The 22,311-nt window shown below is 41.1% G+C and carries 22 protein-coding genes and 1 pseudogene; 11 read left to right on the top strand and 12 right to left on the bottom strand.

Going from position 1 to position 22,311, the window contains the following annotated elements; all coding sequences use genetic code 11:
* Positions 1-145: 145 nt before the first annotated feature.
* From RMY63_RS37810 to pgsA, 3 genes and pseudogenes are all read right to left on the bottom strand, one after another.
* Positions 146-397: pseudogene (locus tag RMY63_RS37810) on the bottom strand (hypothetical protein); the annotation flags it as partial.
* A 48-nt stretch (positions 398-445) separates the two neighbouring features.
* Positions 446-670, bottom strand: coding sequence for a type II toxin-antitoxin system HicB family antitoxin (locus RMY63_RS37805; RefSeq protein ID WP_322733590.1), 225 nt, complete (start codon positions 668-670; stop codon positions 446-448).
* A gap of 52 nt (positions 671-722) precedes the next feature.
* Positions 723-1,241, bottom strand: a complete 519-nt coding sequence (gene pgsA, locus RMY63_RS37800) for a CDP-diacylglycerol--glycerol-3-phosphate 3-phosphatidyltransferase (RefSeq protein ID WP_322733591.1) — start codon at positions 1,239-1,241, stop codon at positions 723-725.
* A gap of 241 nt (positions 1,242-1,482) precedes the next feature.
* Between pgsA and RMY63_RS37795 the strand changes: the two genes are divergently transcribed.
* The 6 genes from RMY63_RS37795 to RMY63_RS37770 all read left to right on the top strand — a co-directional run bounded on the left by RMY63_RS37795 (position 1,483) and on the right by RMY63_RS37770 (position 7,590).
* Positions 1,483-2,904, top strand: coding sequence for an aspartate ammonia-lyase (locus RMY63_RS37795; RefSeq protein WP_322733589.1), 1,422 nt, complete (start codon positions 1,483-1,485; stop codon positions 2,902-2,904).
* Positions 2,905-3,024: 120 nt separating this feature from the next.
* Positions 3,025-3,996 carry a DUF362 domain-containing protein gene (locus tag RMY63_RS37790; RefSeq protein ID WP_322733588.1) on the top strand — a complete coding sequence of 324 codons (972 nt, stop codon included), beginning with the start codon at positions 3,025-3,027 and terminating at the stop codon, positions 3,994-3,996.
* 1,003 nt (positions 3,997-4,999) lie between these two features.
* Positions 5,000-5,185: a hypothetical protein gene (locus RMY63_RS37785; RefSeq protein WP_094349221.1), complete on the top strand. Its 186-nt coding sequence runs from the start codon at positions 5,000-5,002 to the stop codon at positions 5,183-5,185.
* A 416-nt stretch (positions 5,186-5,601) separates the two neighbouring features.
* Complete coding sequence (locus RMY63_RS37780) at positions 5,602-6,114, top strand: inorganic diphosphatase (RefSeq protein ID WP_322733587.1); 513 nt, start codon at positions 5,602-5,604, stop codon at positions 6,112-6,114.
* A 178-nt stretch (positions 6,115-6,292) separates the two neighbouring features.
* Positions 6,293-6,676 carry an aspartate 1-decarboxylase gene (gene panD / locus RMY63_RS37775; RefSeq protein WP_292723737.1) on the top strand — a complete coding sequence of 128 codons (384 nt, stop codon included), beginning with the start codon at positions 6,293-6,295 and terminating at the stop codon, positions 6,674-6,676.
* 11 nt (positions 6,677-6,687) lie between these two features.
* A complete protein-coding gene (locus tag RMY63_RS37770) occupies positions 6,688-7,590 on the top strand; it encodes an MBL fold metallo-hydrolase (RefSeq protein ID WP_322733586.1) in 903 nt (300 codons plus the stop codon).
* Between the two features lie 694 nt (positions 7,591-8,284).
* Here RMY63_RS37770 and RMY63_RS37765 read toward each other — a convergent pair.
* A complete protein-coding gene (locus tag RMY63_RS37765) occupies positions 8,285-9,031 on the bottom strand; it encodes a hypothetical protein (protein WP_322733585.1) in 747 nt (248 codons plus the stop codon).
* A gap of 62 nt (positions 9,032-9,093) precedes the next feature.
* Positions 9,094-10,740, bottom strand: a complete 1,647-nt coding sequence (locus RMY63_RS37760; RefSeq protein WP_322733584.1) for a phospholipase D-like domain-containing protein — start codon at positions 10,738-10,740, stop codon at positions 9,094-9,096.
* A gap of 499 nt (positions 10,741-11,239) precedes the next feature.
* On the opposite strand from RMY63_RS37760, the gene ebsA reads away from it, so the two are divergent.
* Positions 11,240-11,614, top strand: coding sequence for a type IV pilus biogenesis protein EbsA (ebsA, locus tag RMY63_RS37755; protein ID WP_104905290.1), 375 nt, complete (start codon positions 11,240-11,242; stop codon positions 11,612-11,614).
* Positions 11,615-11,904: 290 nt separating this feature from the next.
* On the opposite strand, the gene RMY63_RS37750 is transcribed toward ebsA, so the two are convergent.
* From RMY63_RS37750 to RMY63_RS37725, 6 genes are all read right to left on the bottom strand, one after another.
* Complete coding sequence (locus RMY63_RS37750; protein ID WP_322733583.1) at positions 11,905-12,717, bottom strand: PEP-CTERM sorting domain-containing protein; 813 nt, start codon at positions 12,715-12,717, stop codon at positions 11,905-11,907.
* 195 nt (positions 12,718-12,912) lie between these two features.
* A complete protein-coding gene (locus tag RMY63_RS37745) occupies positions 12,913-14,298 on the bottom strand; it encodes an AAA-like domain-containing protein (RefSeq protein WP_322733582.1) in 1,386 nt (461 codons plus the stop codon).
* 380 nt (positions 14,299-14,678) lie between these two features.
* Positions 14,679-15,497 (bottom strand): nickel/cobalt transporter, encoded by an 819-nt coding sequence (locus tag RMY63_RS37740; RefSeq protein WP_322733581.1) that lies wholly within the window; start codon positions 15,495-15,497, stop codon positions 14,679-14,681.
* Positions 15,494-15,931 (bottom strand): DUF6640 family protein, encoded by a 438-nt coding sequence (locus RMY63_RS37735; RefSeq protein WP_322733580.1) that lies wholly within the window; start codon positions 15,929-15,931, stop codon positions 15,494-15,496. The genes RMY63_RS37740 and RMY63_RS37735 overlap by 4 nt, the downstream gene beginning before the upstream one ends.
* Positions 15,932-16,123: 192 nt before the next feature.
* Positions 16,124-16,969: an AraC family transcriptional regulator gene (locus RMY63_RS37730; RefSeq protein WP_322733579.1), complete on the bottom strand. Its 846-nt coding sequence runs from the start codon at positions 16,967-16,969 to the stop codon at positions 16,124-16,126.
* Positions 16,970-17,256: 287 nt separating this feature from the next.
* Positions 17,257-17,409: a hypothetical protein gene (locus RMY63_RS37725; RefSeq protein ID WP_322733578.1), complete on the bottom strand. Its 153-nt coding sequence runs from the start codon at positions 17,407-17,409 to the stop codon at positions 17,257-17,259.
* A gap of 197 nt (positions 17,410-17,606) precedes the next feature.
* Here RMY63_RS37725 and RMY63_RS37720 point away from each other — a divergent pair, with 197 nt between their 5' ends.
* The 4 genes from RMY63_RS37720 (at position 17,607) to RMY63_RS37705 (ending at position 21,816) form a co-directional block, all read left to right on the top strand.
* On the top strand, positions 17,607-18,203 hold the full coding sequence (locus tag RMY63_RS37720; protein WP_322733577.1) for a cytochrome b/b6 domain-containing protein: 597 nt from the start codon (positions 17,607-17,609) through the stop codon (positions 18,201-18,203).
* Between the two features lie 88 nt (positions 18,204-18,291).
* On the top strand, positions 18,292-19,725 hold the full coding sequence (locus RMY63_RS37715) for a bifunctional orotidine-5'-phosphate decarboxylase/orotate phosphoribosyltransferase (RefSeq protein WP_322733576.1): 1,434 nt from the start codon (positions 18,292-18,294) through the stop codon (positions 19,723-19,725).
* A gap of 158 nt (positions 19,726-19,883) precedes the next feature.
* Positions 19,884-20,984 carry an AI-2E family transporter gene (locus tag RMY63_RS37710; RefSeq protein WP_322733575.1) on the top strand — a complete coding sequence of 367 codons (1,101 nt, stop codon included), beginning with the start codon at positions 19,884-19,886 and terminating at the stop codon, positions 20,982-20,984.
* 118 nt (positions 20,985-21,102) lie between these two features.
* A complete protein-coding gene (locus tag RMY63_RS37705) occupies positions 21,103-21,816 on the top strand; it encodes a serine/threonine protein kinase (RefSeq protein ID WP_322733574.1) in 714 nt (237 codons plus the stop codon).
* A gap of 307 nt (positions 21,817-22,123) precedes the next feature.
* Here RMY63_RS37705 and RMY63_RS37700 read toward each other — a convergent pair.
* Positions 22,124-22,311 (bottom strand): hypothetical protein (locus tag RMY63_RS37700; protein ID WP_322733573.1); only part of this gene is annotated, 188 nt, incomplete at its 5' end.

Raw genomic sequence — 22,311 nt, 5'->3', positions numbered from 1 at the left:
AACTTCCGAGTTCAGAGGCTCAACTTCCGAGTTCAGAGGCTCAACTTCCGAGTTCTAAAGGACTTCCAAATAAAAAAACATCCTTACCATGCAGCTTATTTGATTTCACTTTGAACTTAAAGGTGTATTTTTCTTAGTTACAATACTATATTGCCGTTTCATTAGTGCTAACTTTTTGCGGCAAAAGATAAATACCCCCAGATATTAAAGTCAAGGCAACAGAAATCCAAAAAGCAATCAGAGAAGAAGTTTGCCAGACTTCAGGTAGGGGTGCAATCAGAAGTGCGTAGGCGTAGCCCACCGCAGGCATCGCGACTATTTGACTAACAGTTTTGAGTTTACCCCAAATATTCACCCCGGTAATTGTCGTTTGATTAACCCGCCAACCAGCGATCGCTGGTGTGAGAGTAAAGTTAGTTGTAACTGCTAATAATTAGGGTGAGGATTAAGCAAACCGAAAGGAAACGTTGGCAGTTAAAGGGTCTGGTAGTGGTTTTCCTTGTGCTTGGTAATCTTCAATCAAAAGTTCCAGCACTTCCTCACCATTATTGAGAGCATCGGCGTAGGTATTTCCATGAGTATGTGCATAAGGGCCAAACTCAGGTAGGCTGACAATGTACTTTTTATCTTCCATTGACCACTGAATTACAATACTATATTGCGGTTTCATGAAGATTATCTAGAGAAATCTCAGACCGACAGTGACGAGACAGTAGATGTTTTTAATCAGCAGTGCTAGCTTTTTGCGGCAAAAGATAAATACCCCCAGATATTAAAGTCAAGGCAACAGAAATCCAAAAAGCAATCAGAGAAGGAGTTTGCCAGACTTCAGGTAGAGGTGCAATTAGAAGTGCGATCGCGATTATTTGACTAACAGTTTTGAGTTTACCCCAAATATTCGCCCCGGTAATTGTCGTTTGATTTACCCGCCAACCAGCGATCGCTAATTCCCGCGCTAAAATCAAAAACACTCCCCAAGCCGGCACTTTTCCTAGTTCAATAAAAACCATCAATGGCGCAAGTACCAAAAATTTATCTACTAAGGGATCAAGAAACTTACCTAATTCACTAATTTGGTTGAGTTTTCGCGCCAAATAGCCATCTAACCAATCAGTTAACGCCGCAACGATAAAAATCGCTAAACATATCCACCTAGCTTGTGCTGTGGGATTGTACAAGCCATAAAGCAGAAATGGTACACCCAGAAGGCGAGAGAAGGTAATCCAGTTGGGTAGAGTCATAGGATATTGGGCATTGGGCATTGGGCATGGGGCATGGGGCATTGGGCATTGGGGAGGCAGTGCGGTCTTCTCCCAAAGGGAGAGGCTAGCGCCAAGGGGTCTCCCCAAGTGGAGCAACTGCCGTCATTGGGTTAGGAAAACTCTTTCCTGGTTCTTAGTCCCTAGTCCCTAATCCCCCCACTTTCTCCCTAAGCGTGGGAAAATCTGTTTTCTGAAGCTCTTTTAAAAGAATACTAATACTATGACTCAATACACAGACTCAGAATTTCGTATCGAACGCGATTCGATGGGCGATCGCCAAATTGCTAGTAGCGTTTATTACGGCATTCAAACGCTACGGGCAATCGAAAACTTCCCTATTAGTGGCATCAAGCCTTTACCTACTTACGTAGATGCTGGATTGATAATTAAAAAAGCTACAGCAATTGTAAATGGAGAACTAAATTGCATTCCTCAAGATATTAGTCAGGCGATTGTGCAAGCAACTGATGAAATCTTAGCTGGAAAATTCCGCGATCAATTTGTTGTGGATGTTTATCAGGCGGGTGCTGGAACATCCCACCACATGAATGTCAACGAAGTTCTCGCAAATCGCGCCTTAGAAATTCTTGGTGAAGAAAAGGGCAATTACAAACGTGTTAGTCCCAACGATCACGTTAATTATGGGCAGTCTACCAATGATGTGATTCCTACAGCAATTCGTATTGGTGGTTTATTGGCATTATCTAAGACATTACACCCAGCTTTAGATGGTGCGATCGCATCCTTAGAAAAAAAAGCTGTAGAATTTCAAGATATCGTCAAATCTGGTAGAACCCACTTACAAGACGCAGTACCCGTGCGTTTGGGTGAAAATTTTCGGGCTTGGGCACAAATTCTTACAGAACATCAAAACCGGATTTATACCGCCTCTGGAGATTTGATGGTGCTGGGTTTGGGAGGTAGTGCAGCCGGAACGGGATTAAATACTCATCCTCTGTATCGCGCCCGTGTGGTAGAAGTTCTTTCAGAATTGATTGATACTCCTTTAGAACCTGCACCCCATCTCATGGCAGCTATGCAGAGTATGGCGCCATTTGTGAATGTTTCCGGTGCTTTACGCAACTTAGCCCAGGATTTAGCCAAAATATCTCATGATTTACGGTTGATGGATTCAGGGCCAAAAACAGGCTTGAAAGAAATTCAACTGCCTCCAGTGCAACCCGGTTCCTCGATTATGCCAGGGAAATATAACCCAGTCATGGCAGAGATGACATCAATGGTGTGTTTTCAGGTGATGGGTTACGACAGTGCGATCGCTTTAGCCGCACAAGCTGGACAATTAGAACTAAATGTGATGATGCCACTAATTGCCTATAACTTGATTCACAGTATCGAAATTCTCGGCAATACCATCGCCGCACTCACCGAACGCTGCATTGGCGGAATTACTGCTAATCAAGAACGTTGTTTAGCTTATGCCGAAGGCAGTTTAGCTTTAGTAACCGCACTAAATACCCACATCGGTTATTTAAATGCCGCAGCAGTAGCCAAAGAATCTTTAGAAACTGGTAAATCCCTGCGGCAAATTGTTTTAGAACGTGGATTGATGAGTGAAACAGATTTAGCCACAGTGTTAAATCTAGAACAAATGAGTGGTATCTTACCGCTCAAAACAGAATAATAGGTTATGGGGAATTGGGCATTGGGCATGGGGTATGGTTATTCTCCTTGTCCCCCTCATCTCCCTCATCTCCCTCATCTCCCCACTCCCCACTCCCCACTCCCTCTATCCCCTATATCCATGCAGACTCAAAAACCAGCTGTTAGTCTCATTCGGGCTACATCCTACGAACGAGAAGCTTTACGGGAATCTTTAGTAACTCTCTTAGAACCTTTTAAAGGAATAGCAGCGTTTGTGAAAAAAGGCGATCGCGTTTTACTCAAACCGAATCTACTTACAGGATCGCGTCCTGGTAAAGAGTGTATCACCCGTGCCGAACTAGTTTATGAAGTTGCCCAAATGGTAATTGAGGTTGGCGGTAAGCCATTTTTGGGCGATAGTCCTGCTTTTGGTAGTGCCAAGGGCGTAGCAGTAGCAAATGGCTATCTGCCTATTTTAGAAGAACTCAATCTTCCGATCATCGATTTTCACGGTCAGCGTTACCAAACCGTCAGTGACAATTTTAACCATCTGCGACTGTCTAAAGAAGCAATGGAAGCAGACGTAGTGATTAACCTACCGAAAGTTAAATCACATACCCAGTTGACATTAACACTGGGCGTAAAAAACCTGTTTGGTTGTGTCCCCGGCAAAATGAAAGCTTGGTGGCACATGGAAGCGGGAAAAGATGCAAATAGATTTGGTGAAATGTTAGTAGAAACTGCCAGAGCGATTAACCCTGACTTAACCATATTAGATGGTATCATTGGTCATGAAGGTAATGGTCCCAGCAATGGGGAACCTCGCCAACTGGGCATTTTAGCAGCCGCATCAGATATATTTGCCTTAGATCGGGCAATGGTAGAAATCCTCAATGTTTCTCCTGAACAAGTGCCCACAGTTGCAGCTTCTCAAAGGCTAGGAGTTTGTCCAGAACTTGCCGCCATAGAGTTTCCGCATTTAAATCCTGACTTATTAAAAATAGAAGATTGGCGATTACCAGACAAGTTAATGCCCATTGATTTTGGTATGCCCCGCGTAATTAAGTCTACGTTTAAGCATCTTTACACCCGATTTATCAAGGAACCAATCAGTGTTTATGGAAGGGAGTAGGGAGTGAGGAGTAGGGAGTAGGGAGATAAGGCGAGAATAACCCATACCCAATCCCCAATTCTCAAATCCTAATCCCACTCCCTACTCCCTACTCCCCAATTTAGTGCAAACGTCGTTACAGCAATTTCATTTATTAGCAGAGTAATCTGTAATTACCCTCCGATTGCTTAACCAGACCGCCCTATTATATTTAGTGGCGGTTTTTTTAACTGATTAATTTGTTATACAATTTTTCGTCTTAGATTTTAATTTATCCAAAAAGTTATACGTATTTAGGGTTTGGAAATTGGGATTGGGTATTTTAATAACCCACTAAATGTCTACGCCAGCTTCTAAAACTTTTTTTACTCTACCTTTATATAGATTGACAAAAATGCTGTGATATTACACAGATTGGAAAATTTAAATTATTAAATATTTATTTAGTGATATCACTGAATCTAGTCTGCCTTATACAGTTGATGTATCTGTGTTTATTCGGTAGTTATCATTGGTTACAAAAATCATTACTACCTATTTCTTCTCTGGTGTCAAATATTTTTGTGTATAACTACCATATAACAATCAAGAGCACTGAATATCTATCAGTGCAATTGCGGTTTTGTGTCCTGTATCACAAATTAGCAATTTCAGTAAAATGACCTTATCAAAGGCGTTGTAGGATGTTATAATCATGAAGTATCGGACAAATATGTTTTGCTAATTAATCTTTAATCAGCAAAAAATGTAACTTATGATGTTGTCAAAGTTTGTTTTGCGTATGCAACCCGTTACACCATACAGGGAAACATCTGAAAATATTAATTACAAAATAAAACATAATTTGTTTACTTGTAACTTTGTATTAAGAAATCCATGTATAAAAAGGTTACTATGACAGTTGTATAATTGGTTTAAATTGTAGAATGCTACACATTTTACACTTTAAAAATAGCTAAAATAGCATTAATACTCTTACTCAGAGAGTAAATCTACACAGTGTTACGAAGAACTTCAATTTTGTATGAATTCAAATAGCCAGTCTGCCAATGCCGATACATATTCCCAACGTTTGGCAGACATTGTGGGAACTGCGATCGCTCTATTGACTCTTACCCTACCCGTATTTGTCATCGCCCACTATTCTTCAACTAATGTTCAAAATAACCAGCAACCTCTGATCCAAAACATACAAGGAAATCAAGATTGATCGAGCTTCCCATTCACATTTCCTCATGAGGATATCTACAAAAAAGCAGAACACTGATTTTATAGACAATCTCTGTAGATATGGGTGTAGTTCGTCAAGCATAAGCTAAATCTGGATTGTGTGACTCCAGATTGCAGTTGTCTTAACAAGTTAGGACAGAAATCCCTCTAACAGCAATTAAGGGCGGAGGATATCCATAATACCCTCTTGGGAAAAGCGTTGCGAAGTTTGCTCGTAACGCTTTTTCTATTTTTTGGCTAATTCAAGAGAAGAGGTTGCAGCTGAAAGTTTCTTCCCAATCCCCTATGCCGTAGAACAAATACCTTGGGAAGAGATCCATATTGCCCTAAAATTCTACACGGGGAGCGAAGCTGACTGAGTGCCCCCATGATTCAGTGTTATCAGAGGAGTTTTTTGTGGATTTATCTCGAATTCCTGCCCAACCGAAACCAGGTCTAATCAACGTTCTGATTGAAATTACTGGCAAAAGTAAAAATAAATACGAATACGACAAAGAACTACAAGCTTTTGCTCTAGACCGAGTACTTTATTCCTCAGTGCAATATCCTTATGACTACGGCTTTGTACCCAATACTTTGGCTGATGATGGCGATCCCCTAGATGGTATGGTCATAATTGACGAGCCGACCTTTCCCGGCTGCGTTATTGCTGCGCGACCGATTGGCTTCTTGGAGATGATTGACGGTGGCGATCGCGATGAAAAAATCCTTTGTGTTCCTGACAAAGATCCGCGCTACACTCAAGTAAAATCCCTGAAAGACTTAGCACCACACCGCTTAGATGAAATTGCTGAATTTTTCCGTAGTTATAAAAATTTGGAAAAAAAGGTGACTGAAATTCTCGGTTGGCAAGATGTGGAGAAGGTTGCAGCTTTAGTAGAAAAATCCGTCAAAGCTTATAGAGGATAATAGAGGAGTTAGGAGTTAGGAGTTAGGAGTTAAGAGTTAAGAGTTATGAATTTTTATTTCTCACTTCTAACTCCTCACTTTTTATTCCTAACTCCTGTACAGACGCGATTAATCGCGTCTCTACTCATCGCTTTCGCTTGTTACGGTTCGCAAAAACTGCCACCAAATCCAAACCAGAATGCAGCGTACTCTCCTTTTGGCAAAAATTCATAACTGCACCCTTACGGGGGCGAATATCAACTACGTGGGTAGTATCAGCATTGATGAAATCCTTTTGGAAAAAGCTGGTATTTTACCTTATGAGCAGGTGCAAGTAGTTAATAGTGCCAACGGTCAGCGCTTTATTACTTATGCGATCCCCGCTCCAGCTCATTCAGGAATAATTGAGCTAAATGGAGGTGCGGCACGTCTAGGCATTATTGGCGATCGCTTGATTATAATGACTTACGGGCAGTTCACTCCAGAAGAGTTAAAAAGTTACTCTCCTACGGTAGTCATTGTGGACGAAAAAAACAGGCTGTTGGAAGTGCGGCGCTACGATGACCTGCTCAGTAAGGTCTAATTTCAAGGAAAATGTCAAATTTTGAGTTGTCGGATTCCCAGAGCTACATAACAGAAAAGTCATCTACCCTGCCCAGTAGCCCAGCAGGTGAATTTATCGTGCAATTCTGGGGTGTCAGAGGTTTGATTCCCACTCCCAGTAGCAATACCAGTCGTTATGGTGGTAATACCGCTTGTGTAGAAATACATGTAGCTGGGAAACGCTTGATTTTTGATGGTGGTACTGGCTTACGCATACTGGGTAAAACTTGGCAAGAATTGCAACAGCCACTAGAAGCCCATTTATTTTTTACCAATTGCCAATCAAACCGAATTCAAGGGTTTCCCTTTTTTGCTCCTGCATTTATTGGGGAAAATTGCTTTCATATTTACGGTACAGCTGCCTCAAATGGAGCCTCAATCAAACAATGCCTGTACGATCAGATGCTCCAGCCACACTTTCCTTACCCTTTACAGGTAATGCAGTCAGAATTGCAGTTTTACAATCTGACTCCAGAAAGTGACGTGAAGTTAGATGATGTCACCATTACAACTGCATTAATTAATCAAACTCAGCGGTCAGTTGGCTACCGAGTTACTTGGCAAGAATATAATGTTGCTTACATCACGGATTTGCACCAAAATGCTGATCAAGTGGAGCGAGAGCGGATTTTACAGTTCATTCAAGGCGTTGACTTGCTGATTGCCAATGCCACTTACACTCCCCCGACCTCTCATAACCATGATTGTGCTGATTTACTCTGGCAAGCTGCGGTGAATGCAGCTGTAAGTGCTGGCGTTCAACGGCTAGCCATTTCTCATCATCACCCAGATGACCATGATGATTTTCTTGACCAGGTTCAAGTCGATGTTAAATCTGCTTTTCCTCAAGCCATACTAGCCCATGAAGGTCTGGTATTAGCTGTTGCTAAGTGATTTTAAGACTTGTTGGGTTTAAAACCCCACCAAATCGTAGATTTGGTGGTCTACAAGACGCTCGTGGACTCGCTCTAAGCGTTCGCGCAGCGTCTTGTAGAGTTGCTATGCCGTTGGCGAACGTGAGTGCGTCTCTGAAAGAGAAGAGAAGGCTTTACGCTGCGCTATCAGTGGCGGGTCTGAATCCCCCACTTATAGTGATTCTGACTCCTTGCAACGGAAACGTCTCCGGCTCCGCTCTTGAATTCTGACTTCTTCTTCAAAGTTACGATTTAAGAACTAAAGTGACTTAAGGGGCATCAGTGAGAGGTTAAAATAAAGCCCATTTTGTCAATCAGTTAAAATACTCAAAATAGTTTTAATGATTGAAGTTATCAGTAAAACGCGAGGATTGTATTAGCTATTGGCGTATAGGACTCATATTCGATTTTTGCGAAGCTAGGTACACCTTTATTCCTTCTTCCCAGTCCCCATTATACCAATTCGCAATTCGCAATTCGCAATGACGCTCGCGGACTCGCTAACGCTGCGCTAACGCAATTAAGAAACCTAGATGGAGTAAGACTTTGGTGATTGATATCTGTTGCCTCATTTTGGAGAATTGGTATTACCCCTTATCCCCAGAGGGGGCCCCACCATCCCCAGTCCCTGGTCTCTACGAGTAATTCAGAAATCAAATTGGATTGCTATATTTCTACCCTTGCAGTTCATTAGCAAAATACTCTAAGACAAGCCGAGTTTTAGTTTCTTGAACACCCGTTAGGTCAAGCTTATTGTGCTTTAGCTTTAGATATTGCATAAACTGCTCTTGAGCCACTTGTGCTTGCTCTGGCTGAACTCGAATGGATAACTCAAGAAACTGTCTGCCGTCAGGTATGTCCCAACGTTCACAACGAATCGGATAAGTCAAACTGCCACCAAGCTTTGGCTTCCAGCGAAAAGCTTTAACCGGACCAAGTACTTGCAAATTATTAAGGTGAACTTCAATTTCAGCACTTGTCTTCAGAAAATGTTCCTGTTGCTCAGAGAAGAGTTTGTCTAGCGATCGCTTACGTTCGACGGTCTCTTCAATTTCACCTTGATTCTGCTCAGTAGTGAAAGATGCGGATTCGATCTTGCGATCGCCTACCCAATCCCCTTCGATTTTGAACCCCTCTATTCTTCGCCATTGGTCAGAAATCTGTGACGAAACAGGACGAAGCTTTACGGTAGAATCATCTGGGTTGTCCTGGTTTTTACGAAGGCGCAAAATAATGCCATGCTCGAATAGTTGAAGTTTTTTAGGTGTGCAGAATGTTTGAATATCCTCACAGAAGTAAATTTTACGTTTCTCTGACTCATCTTGTTTTAGTTCAAGCAAATTTTCTGCAACCTTGATTTGTTCTGGTTTGATTGTCACCTTAATTTCAACCGTGTCAAGTTTATCTAATGAGTTGCTCATATTTTTAGTCACTACTATATAAATTGCTGCTAAATCTAGTACGCAGGCTTGAGAAAATTTTTCTAGCTAAAGAACAGTCGTTCCTTCTCACGAGGCGAATCTTTGACATAAAACCGTCGTGCCCAGCTATCACTGTCTCGCAAGTACAGCTTCTTCGGTAGTGGTTGTAATGACTTGTGAACCGTTTCGTCATGCTCTTCAACTTTGCCTCTAAATCGAAAATGCGTAAATAGTCGCATAAACTCGGTCAGGTAAATATCAGCAACTCGCTGCTCCCCTCGAATCACCATCATGTTTTCATCGTTTTGATTGGTGGAAGCTTCGCTAAAATTGGCTGACCCAGTGATCACGATCGGGTGGTCGCTTAGAGGATCGATCAGCATATATTTGGTGTGGACAAATCGAACGTGCCGATTGAACCCGGTCAACTTTTCTTTCAGCCATTGTGCCCAGCCGTCCTTACCTAAATACGCTCCTGCTGCTACCCGATTTGAAGGGTTTCGATTAATGGTCTCAATTTTGGCATCCTCTTTTTCCAGCAGCAGATAGCGCAAATATGGTTTCTCTTTCTCAAACATCTCCCGCAATTGCTGAGTCACACCAAATGCTGCGGTTAAAAATACGCTTTGCTTTGCTTGATCCATCAGCTGGGCATAGCAGTCCAATGCTTCTAGAGAATGGCGGGGGCTGAAGATGGGTTGGATTGCTGGAGGTGTAGACTGTCCACATAAAACGGGCGTATTTTTTTCAGTCCAGTCTCTCAAGCGAGCGATATCTGGGTCTTTACTAAGGGCTTTCCAGTAGTCAAAGTATGCAGCTGCAATTTGTGGATCGCGAACAATATGTCCGACATTTGATTGCCCAAAGATGCCACCATCTGTGATATTCGTAGAGCCAGTCCAGACTTCAACTGGCTGATCATTCTTCAACAGCACAATGAATTTGTTGTGAGCAATTTTCTTGCTGTTTTGCCGTTGAATCACTAAACCCTTGATGCCAGCTTTCTCAATTGCTTCTAAATTGCGACCTCTTGGATCGTTGTTTTTATTGGCAATACAATCGACGATAATTTTTACATCGGCTCCACTGTCCGCAGCAATCCGAAATGCTTTATGAATGGGTAAATAATCAAATTCATACAGGGCAGCCCGTAAACTCCATTGATTGCCCTTAGCTCGGCCAATAAATCGCAGCAGTGCTTCTTCGAGTCCTCGCGATAGCCATTTGTAGGCTTCCCGACGGGGTACTTTGTCCGGGTGCTGATTGTTAAACCGCCGCGCATACGCTTGAGATGCGGCAATGCCTCGGTTGAAGTAGACGGCATGGGTGTTATCTAACTGACTTTCAGTGGTGATTTCAACTTCAACCGCATCTCCCGGCTCTAGTGTCCCTGGCTCACCGTACATTGCTACCACCCGATACGTGTAGGTGTACTCTTCTTTGACGGTATAGTCCCCCCAGAGAAATTCTTGAATGGGGCTGGTTTCACTGCTGTAGTTAGGTGCATACTCCTCGCCTTTGTCCATCACTTCAAAGGTCAGAAAATTGGGCAACCACTTTTCCTCACCTTCTGTATGGTCAATGCGATGAATTGCAAAACCGAGCAGTCCGCTCACTGCGTTTTCGGCGATGTTCATCCCCAGCAGCACCACAGCACTACCTGCGATCGCCTGGACTGAGAGTGTGGCATTTTTGGCGCGATTTCTCATGCTAACTGCCTGTGTTGAATATTTGAATTGCAAATAAGAACAACTCCTCACAAGTTGCGTGAGGAAATAGATGGTATTTTAATCTGACAATTTCCTTAATAGGGAAGTTAAACCTTTTTTCCGAGTATCTTCGACGTTAGACTGAATTAGCTATTTTGCTAAAAAACTTAATACATACGATAGGTATAAAATTTTAGTCTTGTGACGCTAGAAGTTGCGAAAAGAAGCAAAATTCAATAGACCGAAAAGTTTTGCGATCTCTCTATGATGGATACCTGTAATATTGATTATTGACTAAAAAACCGTATTCTTTGATACATTTTTTCAAGAACTAATTAAGAAATTTAAGATAAGTAAAACTAATAGATTGCGTTTCCCACGAATAGCACTCGGCACTACTCCCCCACTCCCCGCTATGTGCTTTAGGCACATCTTTGGGGAATACTACTAACATCCACTAATATCCCCAGTTGCTAACTAACTTGAGGAATATTTAACTATGTCTATTGAGCAACTCCAACCTGCAACTCAACAACAAGCCAGTGTTTACTTACCTTATGTTCAGGGCGCTAGGCGCAATTTCTTACCCTATGCCATCAGTCTTTATCAAAAAGGGGTCTTGGAGGGACATCGGAAGATCGAAGCCAGCGAACATGTTCCCTTTGTCGCCTCCTGGAATGTTGCTACTTTACCCTCAGACTTAACCCGTTGCCGAATCCAGTTTGATGGCAATGCTGACCTAAGTTATGAACTGATGATGGCTAGTTTCGAGTTTATTAATTTTTTAATTGAACTTATGGACAACTATAAACGTTATCGTGTGACTGATTTTTCACAACCCTTTTATCGCAAGCTACTGCGCATAGATGATTGATTAAACTTAGCCGGATTTGTAAAAGTCCGGCTTAGATTTAAAATTACACTAATAGTTTTTCAAGAGGGAGTAGGGAGTAAGGAGTAGGGATACCCCTGCTTTTAAGCAGGGGATTGAATACAGCCTTTCAATTTTAAAACGTCTTTCTAAGAGGATGTCTGAAAACTTTTTGGTGTTGTATTTAAAACTTGTAGATCCCCCTAAATCCCCCTTAAAAAGGGGGACTTTAATTCTAATTCCCCCCTTAAAAAGGGGGGCTAGGGGGGATCAATAGGTGCTGAAAATCACAGCTAACTACTTTTCAAACAACCTCTAAGTCCGATGTCTTTTCTTTTTTTCAGAACGATACCAAAACCAGCAACCATCAAAGTTCCAAGAAGGCTAGCGGGTTCTGGAATCGAAGTTTCATTTATAGGTACTTTAATTGTTAAATTTGCCAAGCTAGCGTTAGTTATGGTCAAGGATGTTACACTTGGCAAACCTGGAATATCGGACTGGAAATCAAAGACCGTGGGAGTTAAATTACCATTGGGATTACTATATCGTTCCCCATATCCACTCACTTCAAAAGTACCTTGATACTTCTTTCCGGTGTCTGGGTCTGTGACAGTACCAGTGTAGAAGGCTTTTGTGAGATTAAATTCATCCTGAACTACTCCTTGAAATGTGGTTCCTGCCAATTGTCCCTGATAGAGAAAGGCAGTCAACTGACCACCAGAAAGAATCGGCGATGTCAGAACACCATCAAACGAGACAATCGGAATACCTTTAAAGTCAACAAAGTAATGCAGACTTCCATCAGAGCGTGTTTCTACCTTTAAATAATCTGACTGGTATACAGGAACATAATTAGGATTATTATTAGTACCTAAGTTCCGGTAATAAGTTCCAGTGTCATCCGTATCAATACGAGTAATACTGTTATTTAAATTGGGATTATTTCTGGGAAGTTCGATAGTTCCTGATAATGTGCCAGTGCTTTTAATTGTGATGAATTGAGCAGCAATTGCACTTGCTTCACTGATAGCGATCGCTACTGCTGCGAGACAACTGCTGCTAACAACTGCAAAACCTAGCTTAATCCCTGATGAACTCACTTTCATTAACAAATTGCTCCTTTAATTGCCGATAGTAAACACACCTAATCTGCTGAGATTTATTACAAATATTTCTCAAGCATGATTTATTATTCCCAAGCTGGTGATGGAAGTTTCATCGGCAACAAAAAGTCTTGTCAATTGCTATCTTTATTCTGGCGCTTGCAGGTATGTTGGAGACAATCGCCTCATTAATCAATTTCAATCTCGTGATTTTGTTATAAGTTTTATATCAAACTGAGTATTGTTGAAATGCTCACTTTTTTTGAGATATTGTTGGAAATATAAACGATATAATGCACATGTAGGAGTACTGCGATCGCCTTCTAAATTAATTAGCCCTATACTCTGTAATTTATCTGCCAATCTCGGCTCTAATTTCACATAATTTGTAGTATTAATCACTTCATAAAAAGCATCGCCCAATTCTGGCTCATCTCGAAGTGCTAACACATACTGCCTTAAACACTCGTTATAGATTCCACCTTCTGTGGGTGCTTGTTGCAATAGCTGCCCTAAATCTCCTTTTAATCCGCCTTTACCCACAAGATGATACAATGCCAATCGCACCAAATAAGGATTTCCTCCCACCATTGCCATCAAACTATCGGCATCTTTACCATCTGTCCAATCCAACCCGTGACGTTGTGCTAAATCCTGCACTTGCTCTTTCGTAAAGGGAGGTAAATTAATTGTCAAACCAATATTAAATGGCGATTGAGTCAGTTTTATGGGAACAATAATTTCCGTTGAATAAACCAGAACCAGACGTAATTTTTGCCAAATTTCTACTCTTTTGGCTTGTTCATGCCGCGATCGCACCAATGGTAGCAATTCTCCAATAATTTCCTGATACTCAAATACCCAATCCACCTCATTTAATACTAAAACCAGGGGACTTGAGAGCGCAGACAATAAATATTTTTGGAAATAGACAGAGCAGCTGACTTTGCTACCCATATCTTCATTCCAATAATCATTGAGTTTTGGTTCTAGCTGTAACTCCCGACTAACATTGACACAAAACCAGCGTAAAAATTTATCCAAACTGGCAAATACTGCTTTGTCTGCTTGCTGAAAGTCCAAAGTTACGGTTTGAAAGCCTTGCTTGTTAGCGTGTGCAAGCAACCGCAACACCAGAGAGCTTTTCCCCATCTTTTTAGGTGCTTTGATGCAAATTACACTCCCAGGTTCAGCCATTTCTGCGTAAGCAAGTTCTTCAATTGGCGGGCGAGGGATGTAAAATCTGGAATTAAGGGATACTGGGCCAGTAGGAAATTCTAAGGATATCGCCGTGGCGGCTCGGTTGAATTCCTTAATTAACTGCTGATGTGCTTCGCTTTGAGGATGATTTTCTAGAGTCTGGCGAAAGTTGGATTTATGTATTGGTTCTTTACAAAAATTACTCAGTACTTGCCATAAATGAGCAGCAATTTTCTTGACACGTTCCTCGTCGTAGTGCGCTTCACTAGCTATATTGGTGTAGGTTTTTCCTTCCCACGAAGAACGCAATATCAACTCTTGGAGCGTCGTTAAACCGGTTGCTTGACTGGCTTTTAGTAGCAATACTAGTTCATCTATAGTCATTACTCATTGACTCTAATTCAGTATGATATTTTCTCACACCATTAAGCTTTGGAAGTGATGTTAGGTAATTAGCCTTGGAGAAGAGGTGTTAATTTTTGCAAGCTGATGCATTAACAAGGCGACCGTCGCATTCACAATGCAAGCTGATGCATTAATAAGGCGACCGTCGCATTCACAATGCAAGCTGATGCATTAACAAGGCGACCGTCGCATTCACAATGCAAGCCGATGCATTAACAAGGCGACCGTCGCATTCACAATGCAAGCCGATGCATTAACAAGGCGACCGTCGCATTCACAATGCAAGCTGATGCATTAACAAGGCGACGGCCGCATTTACATATCTGAGTTCGATAGATTTGGTGTTGTTTTTTGAACACCTAAATTACAGCACAAGCCATCAGTACACTTCCGACGATAATCACTACGATCGCACTAATTATTGGCGTATACTGCTGTAACGGTTGCACCCATGAAAAACGCTTCAACCATTGGTGAGCATAAATAATCACTAAACCAATGGTTACTAGTACGACTGCTAATCCCACACTGAACGCACATACTAAAATTAAACCATATACAGTTTGGTGAAGTGCGATCGCACTCAACAATAATACCAGCGCTGACGGGCAGGGAACTAGACCCCCAGCTATTCCCAGAGTTAAAAGAGACTGTAATGTAACTTGAGAATTGGTAGAATGATCGCGATCGTTGTGAGTGTGGTGATGATCGGAATCATTGTGAGTGTGATGATGTTCTGGTGCAGGGTTGAGATAGCGATCAAGTAACCAAAAACCAACACTACAGACCATCAATCCGCTCAATAAACTGAGAAATGGATACAATTGCTCTGGTAAAATATATTGAGATAATAATAAGGCTAAAATACCCAGTGCAAAAACGCTGATTGTGTGGGTAAGGGTTGTCACCAGCCCCAGTACAACTGCTTGCCCAGGAGTCCCCCGTGAACCAACGAGATATGCTGCTACCATCGTTTTTCCGTGTCCAGGTGAAAGAGCGTGTCCGGCTCCAGCTATCAGGGCAATGCCGATACCACTGAACATTAAGGATGGAGAGAGGGTCATCTGAGCCAGATTTTGCATCAAAAAGCTACCATGTCCGATGTGAGCCACGGCTGATTGACTCGGCAGCAAACTAACTAGCAATGCCAAACCTAAAATCAGGAACGGTCTGTTCATAAACCACTTGCTTCCGACTTAGAAGCGTGGTACAAGCCGTAGCCAATTAACGCCAAAATAACGCTGACTGTTGCAACGGCGACATTAGGATAAATCGGAATACCGCCTATAATTGGTGGAGCTTCTTTCAGGTCGGCTTGCAAACTGGTTCCAGGAACCACTAGCGTCACAAAGAAAAAGGGCGACCAGAAGATCACAGGCACTAACATTGCTACGGTGTAACCGATATCGGGTTCAGTTGTTCGTCGCCATAATAACCACAGCGCCACAATACTCATCCCACTGAGCAACCACAGCATCACTGCATCATGAAATTTAGCATGGGGATGCCATTCGGAATTAAAAAGGTGAGTCGCGTTCCAATCGACTGCTACGGAAACTACAGCAGTGCTGACGAGAACAATAGAAAGCAAAATACGACTAATTCTTCTCATAAATTGTTTTTGCTATGCCCTTAGTTAATGAGTTTCGTTGGTTTGTGAGTTTATCAGCGTATATCCCACAAATGAAGGTACAGCGTGCTAAGGGATAAACGATAGACTTTTCTTGCTATATCTAATCATGATTTAGGTCATTCTTGCGATGTCTACGGCGGGCTACGCCTACGCAGTTAGCATCGCAGAGTTCTACTTTTTCTTTAAAAACATCCTGGGTGTGACTCCGACATATTTTTTAAAATGTCTTGTAAAACGACTTTGATCTGTACAACCAACAAGCAGAGCAATTTCTGCGATCGCATATTTTCTTTGTTGCAATAGTTCTTTAGCTTTTTCCATTCGTTGCCCAAGCACATATTGATAGGGCGCTACACCCATTGACTGTTTAAATAATCGGCAAAAATAATATTGACTCATGCCTGAAATTTCTGCGAGTTCAGCTAGATGCAGTGGTCGATCCAAATAGCTGTAGATGTAGTCCAACACTGGCTGAAGTCTATTATTAGGCATACCTCCCACATCAGGCTGCATTTTTGGTGAAAATGCACAGTATTGTCGCAGCAAGTGAACGAGCAACACCTGTATCAGTGATTCGGCATAAAGATGGCCACCGATTCCACCCGTGTCAAATTCTGCTTGAAACAAACGAGCAATCGCTTCAATCTGTGAATCGTGGGCATTTACCGTACTGAGCAATTCAACTTTGTTTTCATTCAACCCCCCAACTTCTTCTGCCATTCGAGATAAAAACAGTGGATCAATTAAAAACGTCAACGATTCATCAGTACTCTCCCATGCCCAAACCCCCGACATCTTCGCAGGACAAATCCAGAAATCTCCTTTAGCTTGAGACTTTTCCGATTTTTGTTCGCCGATGCTAGTGATTTTTTGTTGATTATGGTCGCTTAACAAGATACAAAGCAGATGATGGTTGCATCCAGGGAATTCAAGCTCGTTCGGTGCTGAGATATGGCGATCAATAGTTAATCCAGGCAATTGAATCATCCGGCGCTCAGAAATCCATGTTTCCTTCATAAGCAGTAAAATTAGCGATCGCTCTAACTCCCATTTTGCTCCGTCACTATTTGAAAAAAAATGTCCAAAAACAACAATATATGGTTTGAAGAAGGCAGAAGGCAGAAGGCAGGAGGCAGAAGGCAGGAGGACAAATCACTTATAGGATTCTGACCCCTCCTGATTTGAGGCCACTGAAACTTTGGTTCAGTGGGGGTCTTAACCGCAAGTTCCCTTCTCTACGAGACGCGCAAGGGACGGTAACAGCAGGAGTTAGGGGTCAGTTTCCCAACTGAGCCTCCTGCCCCCTAACTCCTGCCTCCATTGATAAATAATAATTTTGCATTATGGCTATAAATCAGCAGATAGCTTATTGATCGTTCTTTGCACCAATGCCATCCCCTTAGTGCGATCGCAACACCCAGATTTCTCACACCTGTGAGATTAGCTGTGTTAGTCATCTTATTCTTCTTCTTAAATGATGTTTGATATCTGTTGATGTTTTAATCTTAAAGGATGTCTCAAAAGTAAACCGCGTTTATCACCAATACATACTGAATCTAATGATGAGAAAATAAAGATAAGCAATGCCCACCTCCAAACTTGCTGGGCTATTTACCCAAGACAGATAAACAACAAATTTTATCAGTCAAAATTTATGACTTCCAACGTTCCCTCTCCAACTCGAAAGCGACCCACTCAAGCAATAGGAGCCAAAATTTTCCACTCTTGTAACATCATTAGTCTATTTATCATGCTCACCAGTGGACTACAAATTTACAACGCTAACCCTGTTTTTGGTGGACGCGCAGGTTTGCACATTCCTCCGATATTTACTTTAGGAGGTTGGCTGGCAGGAGGTAGACACTGGCATTTTGCAGCAATGTGGCTATTTTCGCTGAATCTGTTGTGGTATGGAATTTACATTTTAATTACCCGACGCTGGCGACATCGCTTTGTAAGTGCTAATGACTTCAAAGCATTACAAAAAACTCAAAATTTCCAACGCCTAATTTATGCTTGGCATCGGATTGCTTATACAGCAATTATTCCTATTTTGCTGCTGGCATTATTTACAGGAATAGGAATGTATAAACCTGCTCAATTTCCCTGGATTGTGGATTTCTTTGGCGATTGGCAAACATTGCGAATTGTTCACTTTGCCTCAGTCCCGATGGTTATTTTATTTGTAGTAATTCACTATCAATTAGGGAAAAAAGCTGGAGGTACTCAACTAACAGAATCAATGTTTTAGTAAACAAACTATGGTTAAGGAGATAAATAAACGAGAGGAAAAATGACCAATGACTAATGACTAATGACCAATAACTCTTTAAAAAAAAATGAACTTTTTTGATAAATTGAATCGGAATATTTTGCAAAATCAAAGCTTACTATTTGTCGGACTTGATCCAAATCCAGAGATGATGCCTGTGCGTTATGAATCGGAAGAACTCATCACTGGTTTGTGGAAGTGGTTGCAATTTATTATTGCTGAAACTTCTGATTTCGTTTGCGCTTATAAACCGACACTTGGCTTCTACGAAGCATTAGGTATTCCTGGTTTAGAATTGCTGTACAAAACTTTAGCAGCTATTCCAGCCCATATTCCAGTGATTTTAGATGCTAAACACAGTGACTTAAATACTAGTACCATTTTTGCCCGAACTGTGTTTACACAATGGCAAGTGGATGCAATTACTCTCAGTCCTTACACAGGACAAGATCATGTAGCACCTTTTTTGGTCTATCCTGATAAAGCTGTGTTTATTTTATGCTGTACTTCTAATCCAGGTGCAGAAGCTTTACAGCAATATCCTACAAACGAATCACCCGTTTATTTACAAGTGGTAAAAGAATCAAAAACCTGGGGAACTCAAGAACAATTGGGTTTGGAAGTGGGAACTACAAATCCTGAAATTTTAGCACTTATTCGAGCAGTTGCACCTGAACGAATTATTATAGCGCGTAGTATCTGGGCGGAGGGTCAAAACTTGAAGCAAATTTTAGAAGCTGGCTTGAATAGTAATGGTGATGGTTTACTGATTCCTGTTCCTCAAGATATGTTGGGAAATACACAATTATCAGAGGAAGTCCAGTCTCTACGTGCAGAAATTAATCAAATCAAAACTGAGATTATTCACGAAAATTCTACTTGTTCTGTGTGGTTTCCTGATGTTTGTTTTCTAAATCAGCACCCCCACCAAGATTTGATTTTACAACTTTATGATCTTGACTGCATTATGTTTGGCAGTTTTGTCCAAGCATCAGGAGCTATATTTCCTTATTACATCGACTTACGCAAAATTATTTCCAATCCCCAAGTTTTTAATCAAGTTCTCACAGCTTATGAAGATATTTTGAAGAACCTGAATTTTGATAGATTAGCAGGTATTCCCTATGGTTCATTACCTACTGCGACTGGTTTAGCTTTGCGCCTTCATTGTCCGATGATTTTCCCGCGTAAAGAGGTGAAAGCACACGGAACTCGGAGAGTAATTGAGGGTAACTTTCATACTGGTGAGACAGTTGTAGTGGTTGACGATATTCTCATTAGCGGCAAAAGTGTTATGGAAGGGGCAGGAAAATTGGAATCAGCTGGATTAAAGGTTAATGATATTGTGGTATTTATCGATCATGAACAGGGGGTGAAAGATAGGTTACAGCAAAATGGTTATCGCAGTCATGCGGTTTTAACTATTTCGGAAATTACTAATACTCTCTATCAAGCAGGACGAATAAATGAGGAGCAATTTTTAGCTTTCGCTGAAAGTTAGTAATTAGAATAATGGGGAGTAGGGAATAGAAAATTGGGAAAGACGCGATGAATCGTGTTTGTTCTGGGGGAAAATTTTTATTGTCTACTTCTTGTTGAGCAAATTTGATTATTCGGTTAAATCTAGTAAATAGAATAATTTTAGCTTTAAAATGGATTATGAATTTTTCACTGAATCAATTACTTAGATGGTTAATTTTTACACTGTTATTTCCGCTAGTATTTCTTAATGTTTGGCTAGCATCTTTGCTGGTTAAAAACTTTCAACCTATCGTAACAATTTTTGTTTTGGCTACCTTGCTTGCATTCATTTTAAACTATCCTGTTTCGATTCTCCAACAACGGAAAGTTAAACGCGGCTATGCAGTAGCATTAGTTTTTATCTTAGCATTGGTAATTGTTGTGGCTTTGGGTATCACTTTAGTGCCCATTGTTTTAGAGCAATTTAATGAAATGGTTAAAGTCTTTCCCCAATGGATTGATTCTAGCGAACAAAAACTTCAAATTGTCAATGATTGGTTTTTTAAACATAAATTAAATGTGAATCTAAGTCAGATATTAGCACAAATTACTGACCAATTACCTAATGAATTAGAGTTTCTTTCAGATAAACTTTTAAGTATTATCATAGATACAATTGATAGTATTTCTGAGGCATTAATTACAGTAGTGCTAACTTTTTACTTGTTGTTAGATGGGCCAAGAATTTGGGAAGCGATATTTAAGAAGTTACCTGGAAATCTTGCCCAGCAGGTAAGCCAGTCTATTCAGCAAAACTTCCAAAATTACTTAATTGGTCAGGGAACTTTGGCTTTGCTGATGGGTGTTTCAATAACATTATTGTTTTTAGGTTTCCAAGTCCAGTTTGGTTTACTCTTTGGTTTGGGAGTTGGGCTTTTGAGCTTAATTCCCTTTGGTGATGTCGTCAGTCTGGTTTTAATAACTTTAATAATAGCGTCACATGACTTTTGGCTAGCAGCTAAGGTTTTTGCGGTAGCTGTTGTTATCGATCAGTTAATCGATCAGGCGATCGCACCACGTTTATTAGGTAAATTTACTGGTATTAGACCAATATGGGTATTAATTGCTTTGCTTGTAGGAACCAATGTTGGCGGAGTCTTGGGTTTACTAGTTGCGGTACCTGTAGCTGGTTTTATCAAAGATGTAGCAGATAGTTTTTCTAAATCTGTTAATTCTGATAACGTGGGTGAGGGTGAAGCAGCATCAGAATTGTTGGTAGAAGAATCAATATCGCAATGAGTTGTGGATAAAAATTGCCATCTCTAGTGTTAAAAGTAAGTAGCAACGGTTTCATTTAGGTCGTATTCACTCAAGTCAACCTTATTCCCAAGCTTTGTAAATTGGCTAAGGAATTGATATGGACAAATTGCCCCTAAAACAATTAATCAAAAGCATTTATCAGGAACTATTGCCTAGATTACAGATTGAAAGTGTCAATCCCTGTAATCCAATTAAGGTCAGCTATCTTCCACAACCTTGGCAGCTGCTTGGTAAAGGAAATTACGCCGCAGTAGTTTATCACCCCGATTACCTTAACTATGTAGTTAAGATTTATGCCCCAGGACGGACAGGTTTTGAAGAGGAAGTAGAAGTTTACCATCGTCTAGGTTATCATTCAGCCTTTTCTGAGTGTTTGTACGCCAAGGATGGGTTTTTAGTCTTGAAACGGCTTTATGGAACAACCCTCTACGATTGTATGCACTTTGGTTTACTAATTCCCAAGCAAGTAATAAAGGACATTGATGAAGCTCTTGACTATGCACGAAGTTGTGGACTCCACCCTCATGATGTCCACGGCCGTAATGTCATGATGTACCAAGGCAGAGGATTAGTTGTAGATATATCAGATTTCCTGGATCAAGAAGCTTGCTCAAAGTGGAATAACCTAAAAAAGGCTTACTACTGGTTATATCTGCCCGTGTTTTACCCACTTCAACTGCGCGTACCATACTTTGCCTTAGATGCAATCCGCAAATGCTATCGTTTGGGAACTTCTATTAAAACTTTTTGTTGGCAACTATTCCTAAGATTAACTAATATTAAGTATTTAAATAAGTATTTAAAACGTTAAGAGTAATGGACAGACAATTTTTGTGCTGTCCAATTCTAGCAATTTCGTTATCAATACTTCGTTGAGAAATTCAAGATACAGCAGATTGCAACTTCTCTACGAGAGGCTACGCCAAGCTTGCAGCTTCTGCAATTGTTCATCGGAAATATCGATTGTGATGGAAGCCACAGCCTTTGCTCCTAAATGCTAGAAAAGTGTAGCATTACTAGTATTTTAGGTTTTATGGCAAGCGATCGCTATCTTTATTGTTGCTTGCGATCGCCTCATTACTTGAGAAGGTCTGAGTAGAGCCAACCAACTTGACCATTCACCTGAACTTTGTACCAAAGTTGTCTTTACTCTTGTGGGATGGGCGTCTCGCCATTAGCGGCTGCCCGAATTCAATAAACGGCTGCCCAAATTCAATAAACGACACCCCGAATTCAATAAACGGCTGCCCAAATTCAATAAACGACACCCCGAATTCAATAAACGTCTGCCCGAATTCAATAAACG

Origin of the sequence: Nostoc sp. ChiQUE01b (assembly GCF_034531255.1) — a bacterium.
Lineage (GTDB): Bacteria > Cyanobacteriota > Cyanobacteriia > Cyanobacteriales > Nostocaceae > Nostoc.
This window is presented reverse-complemented; position numbering and strand designations above follow the sequence as displayed.

Bases quoted from the DNA above. Each gene is read 5' to 3' on its own strand.
- panD (WP_292723737.1), top strand. From the start codon at position 6,293: ATGCAGCGTACTCTCCTTTTGGCAAAAATTCATAACTGCACCCTTACG.
- RMY63_RS37770 (WP_322733586.1), top strand. From the start codon at position 6,688: ATGTCAAATTTTGAGTTGTCGGATTCCCAGAGCTACATAACAGAAAAG.
- ebsA (WP_104905290.1), top strand. From the start codon at position 11,240: ATGTCTATTGAGCAACTCCAACCTGCAACTCAACAACAAGCCAGTGTT.
- RMY63_RS37720 (WP_322733577.1), top strand. From the start codon at position 17,607: ATGACTTCCAACGTTCCCTCTCCAACTCGAAAGCGACCCACTCAAGCA.
- RMY63_RS37730 (WP_322733579.1), bottom strand. From the start codon at position 16,969: ATGAAGGAAACATGGATTTCTGAGCGCCGGATGATTCAATTGCCTGGA.
- RMY63_RS37710 (WP_322733575.1), top strand. From the start codon at position 19,884: ATGAATTTTTCACTGAATCAATTACTTAGATGGTTAATTTTTACACTG.
- RMY63_RS37785 (WP_094349221.1), top strand. From the start codon at position 5,000: ATGAATTCAAATAGCCAGTCTGCCAATGCCGATACATATTCCCAACGT.
- RMY63_RS37725 (WP_322733578.1), bottom strand. From the start codon at position 17,409: ATGACTAACACAGCTAATCTCACAGGTGTGAGAAATCTGGGTGTTGCG.
- RMY63_RS37750 (WP_322733583.1), bottom strand. From the start codon at position 12,717: ATGAAAGTGAGTTCATCAGGGATTAAGCTAGGTTTTGCAGTTGTTAGC.
- pgsA (WP_322733591.1), bottom strand. From the start codon at position 1,241: ATGACTCTACCCAACTGGATTACCTTCTCTCGCCTTCTGGGTGTACCA.
- RMY63_RS37705 (WP_322733574.1), top strand. From the start codon at position 21,103: ATGGACAAATTGCCCCTAAAACAATTAATCAAAAGCATTTATCAGGAA.
- RMY63_RS37740 (WP_322733581.1), bottom strand. From the start codon at position 15,497: ATGAACAGACCGTTCCTGATTTTAGGTTTGGCATTGCTAGTTAGTTTG.
- RMY63_RS37715 (WP_322733576.1), top strand. From the start codon at position 18,292: ATGAACTTTTTTGATAAATTGAATCGGAATATTTTGCAAAATCAAAGC.
- RMY63_RS37735 (WP_322733580.1), bottom strand. From the start codon at position 15,931: ATGAGAAGAATTAGTCGTATTTTGCTTTCTATTGTTCTCGTCAGCACT.
- RMY63_RS37760 (WP_322733584.1), bottom strand. From the start codon at position 10,740: ATGAGAAATCGCGCCAAAAATGCCACACTCTCAGTCCAGGCGATCGCA.
- RMY63_RS37795 (WP_322733589.1), top strand. From the start codon at position 1,483: ATGACTCAATACACAGACTCAGAATTTCGTATCGAACGCGATTCGATG.
- RMY63_RS37745 (WP_322733582.1), bottom strand. From the start codon at position 14,298: ATGACTATAGATGAACTAGTATTGCTACTAAAAGCCAGTCAAGCAACC.
- RMY63_RS37790 (WP_322733588.1), top strand. From the start codon at position 3,025: ATGCAGACTCAAAAACCAGCTGTTAGTCTCATTCGGGCTACATCCTAC.
- RMY63_RS37765 (WP_322733585.1), bottom strand. From the start codon at position 9,031: ATGAGCAACTCATTAGATAAACTTGACACGGTTGAAATTAAGGTGACA.
- RMY63_RS37805 (WP_322733590.1), bottom strand. From the start codon at position 670: ATGAAACCGCAATATAGTATTGTAATTCAGTGGTCAATGGAAGATAAA.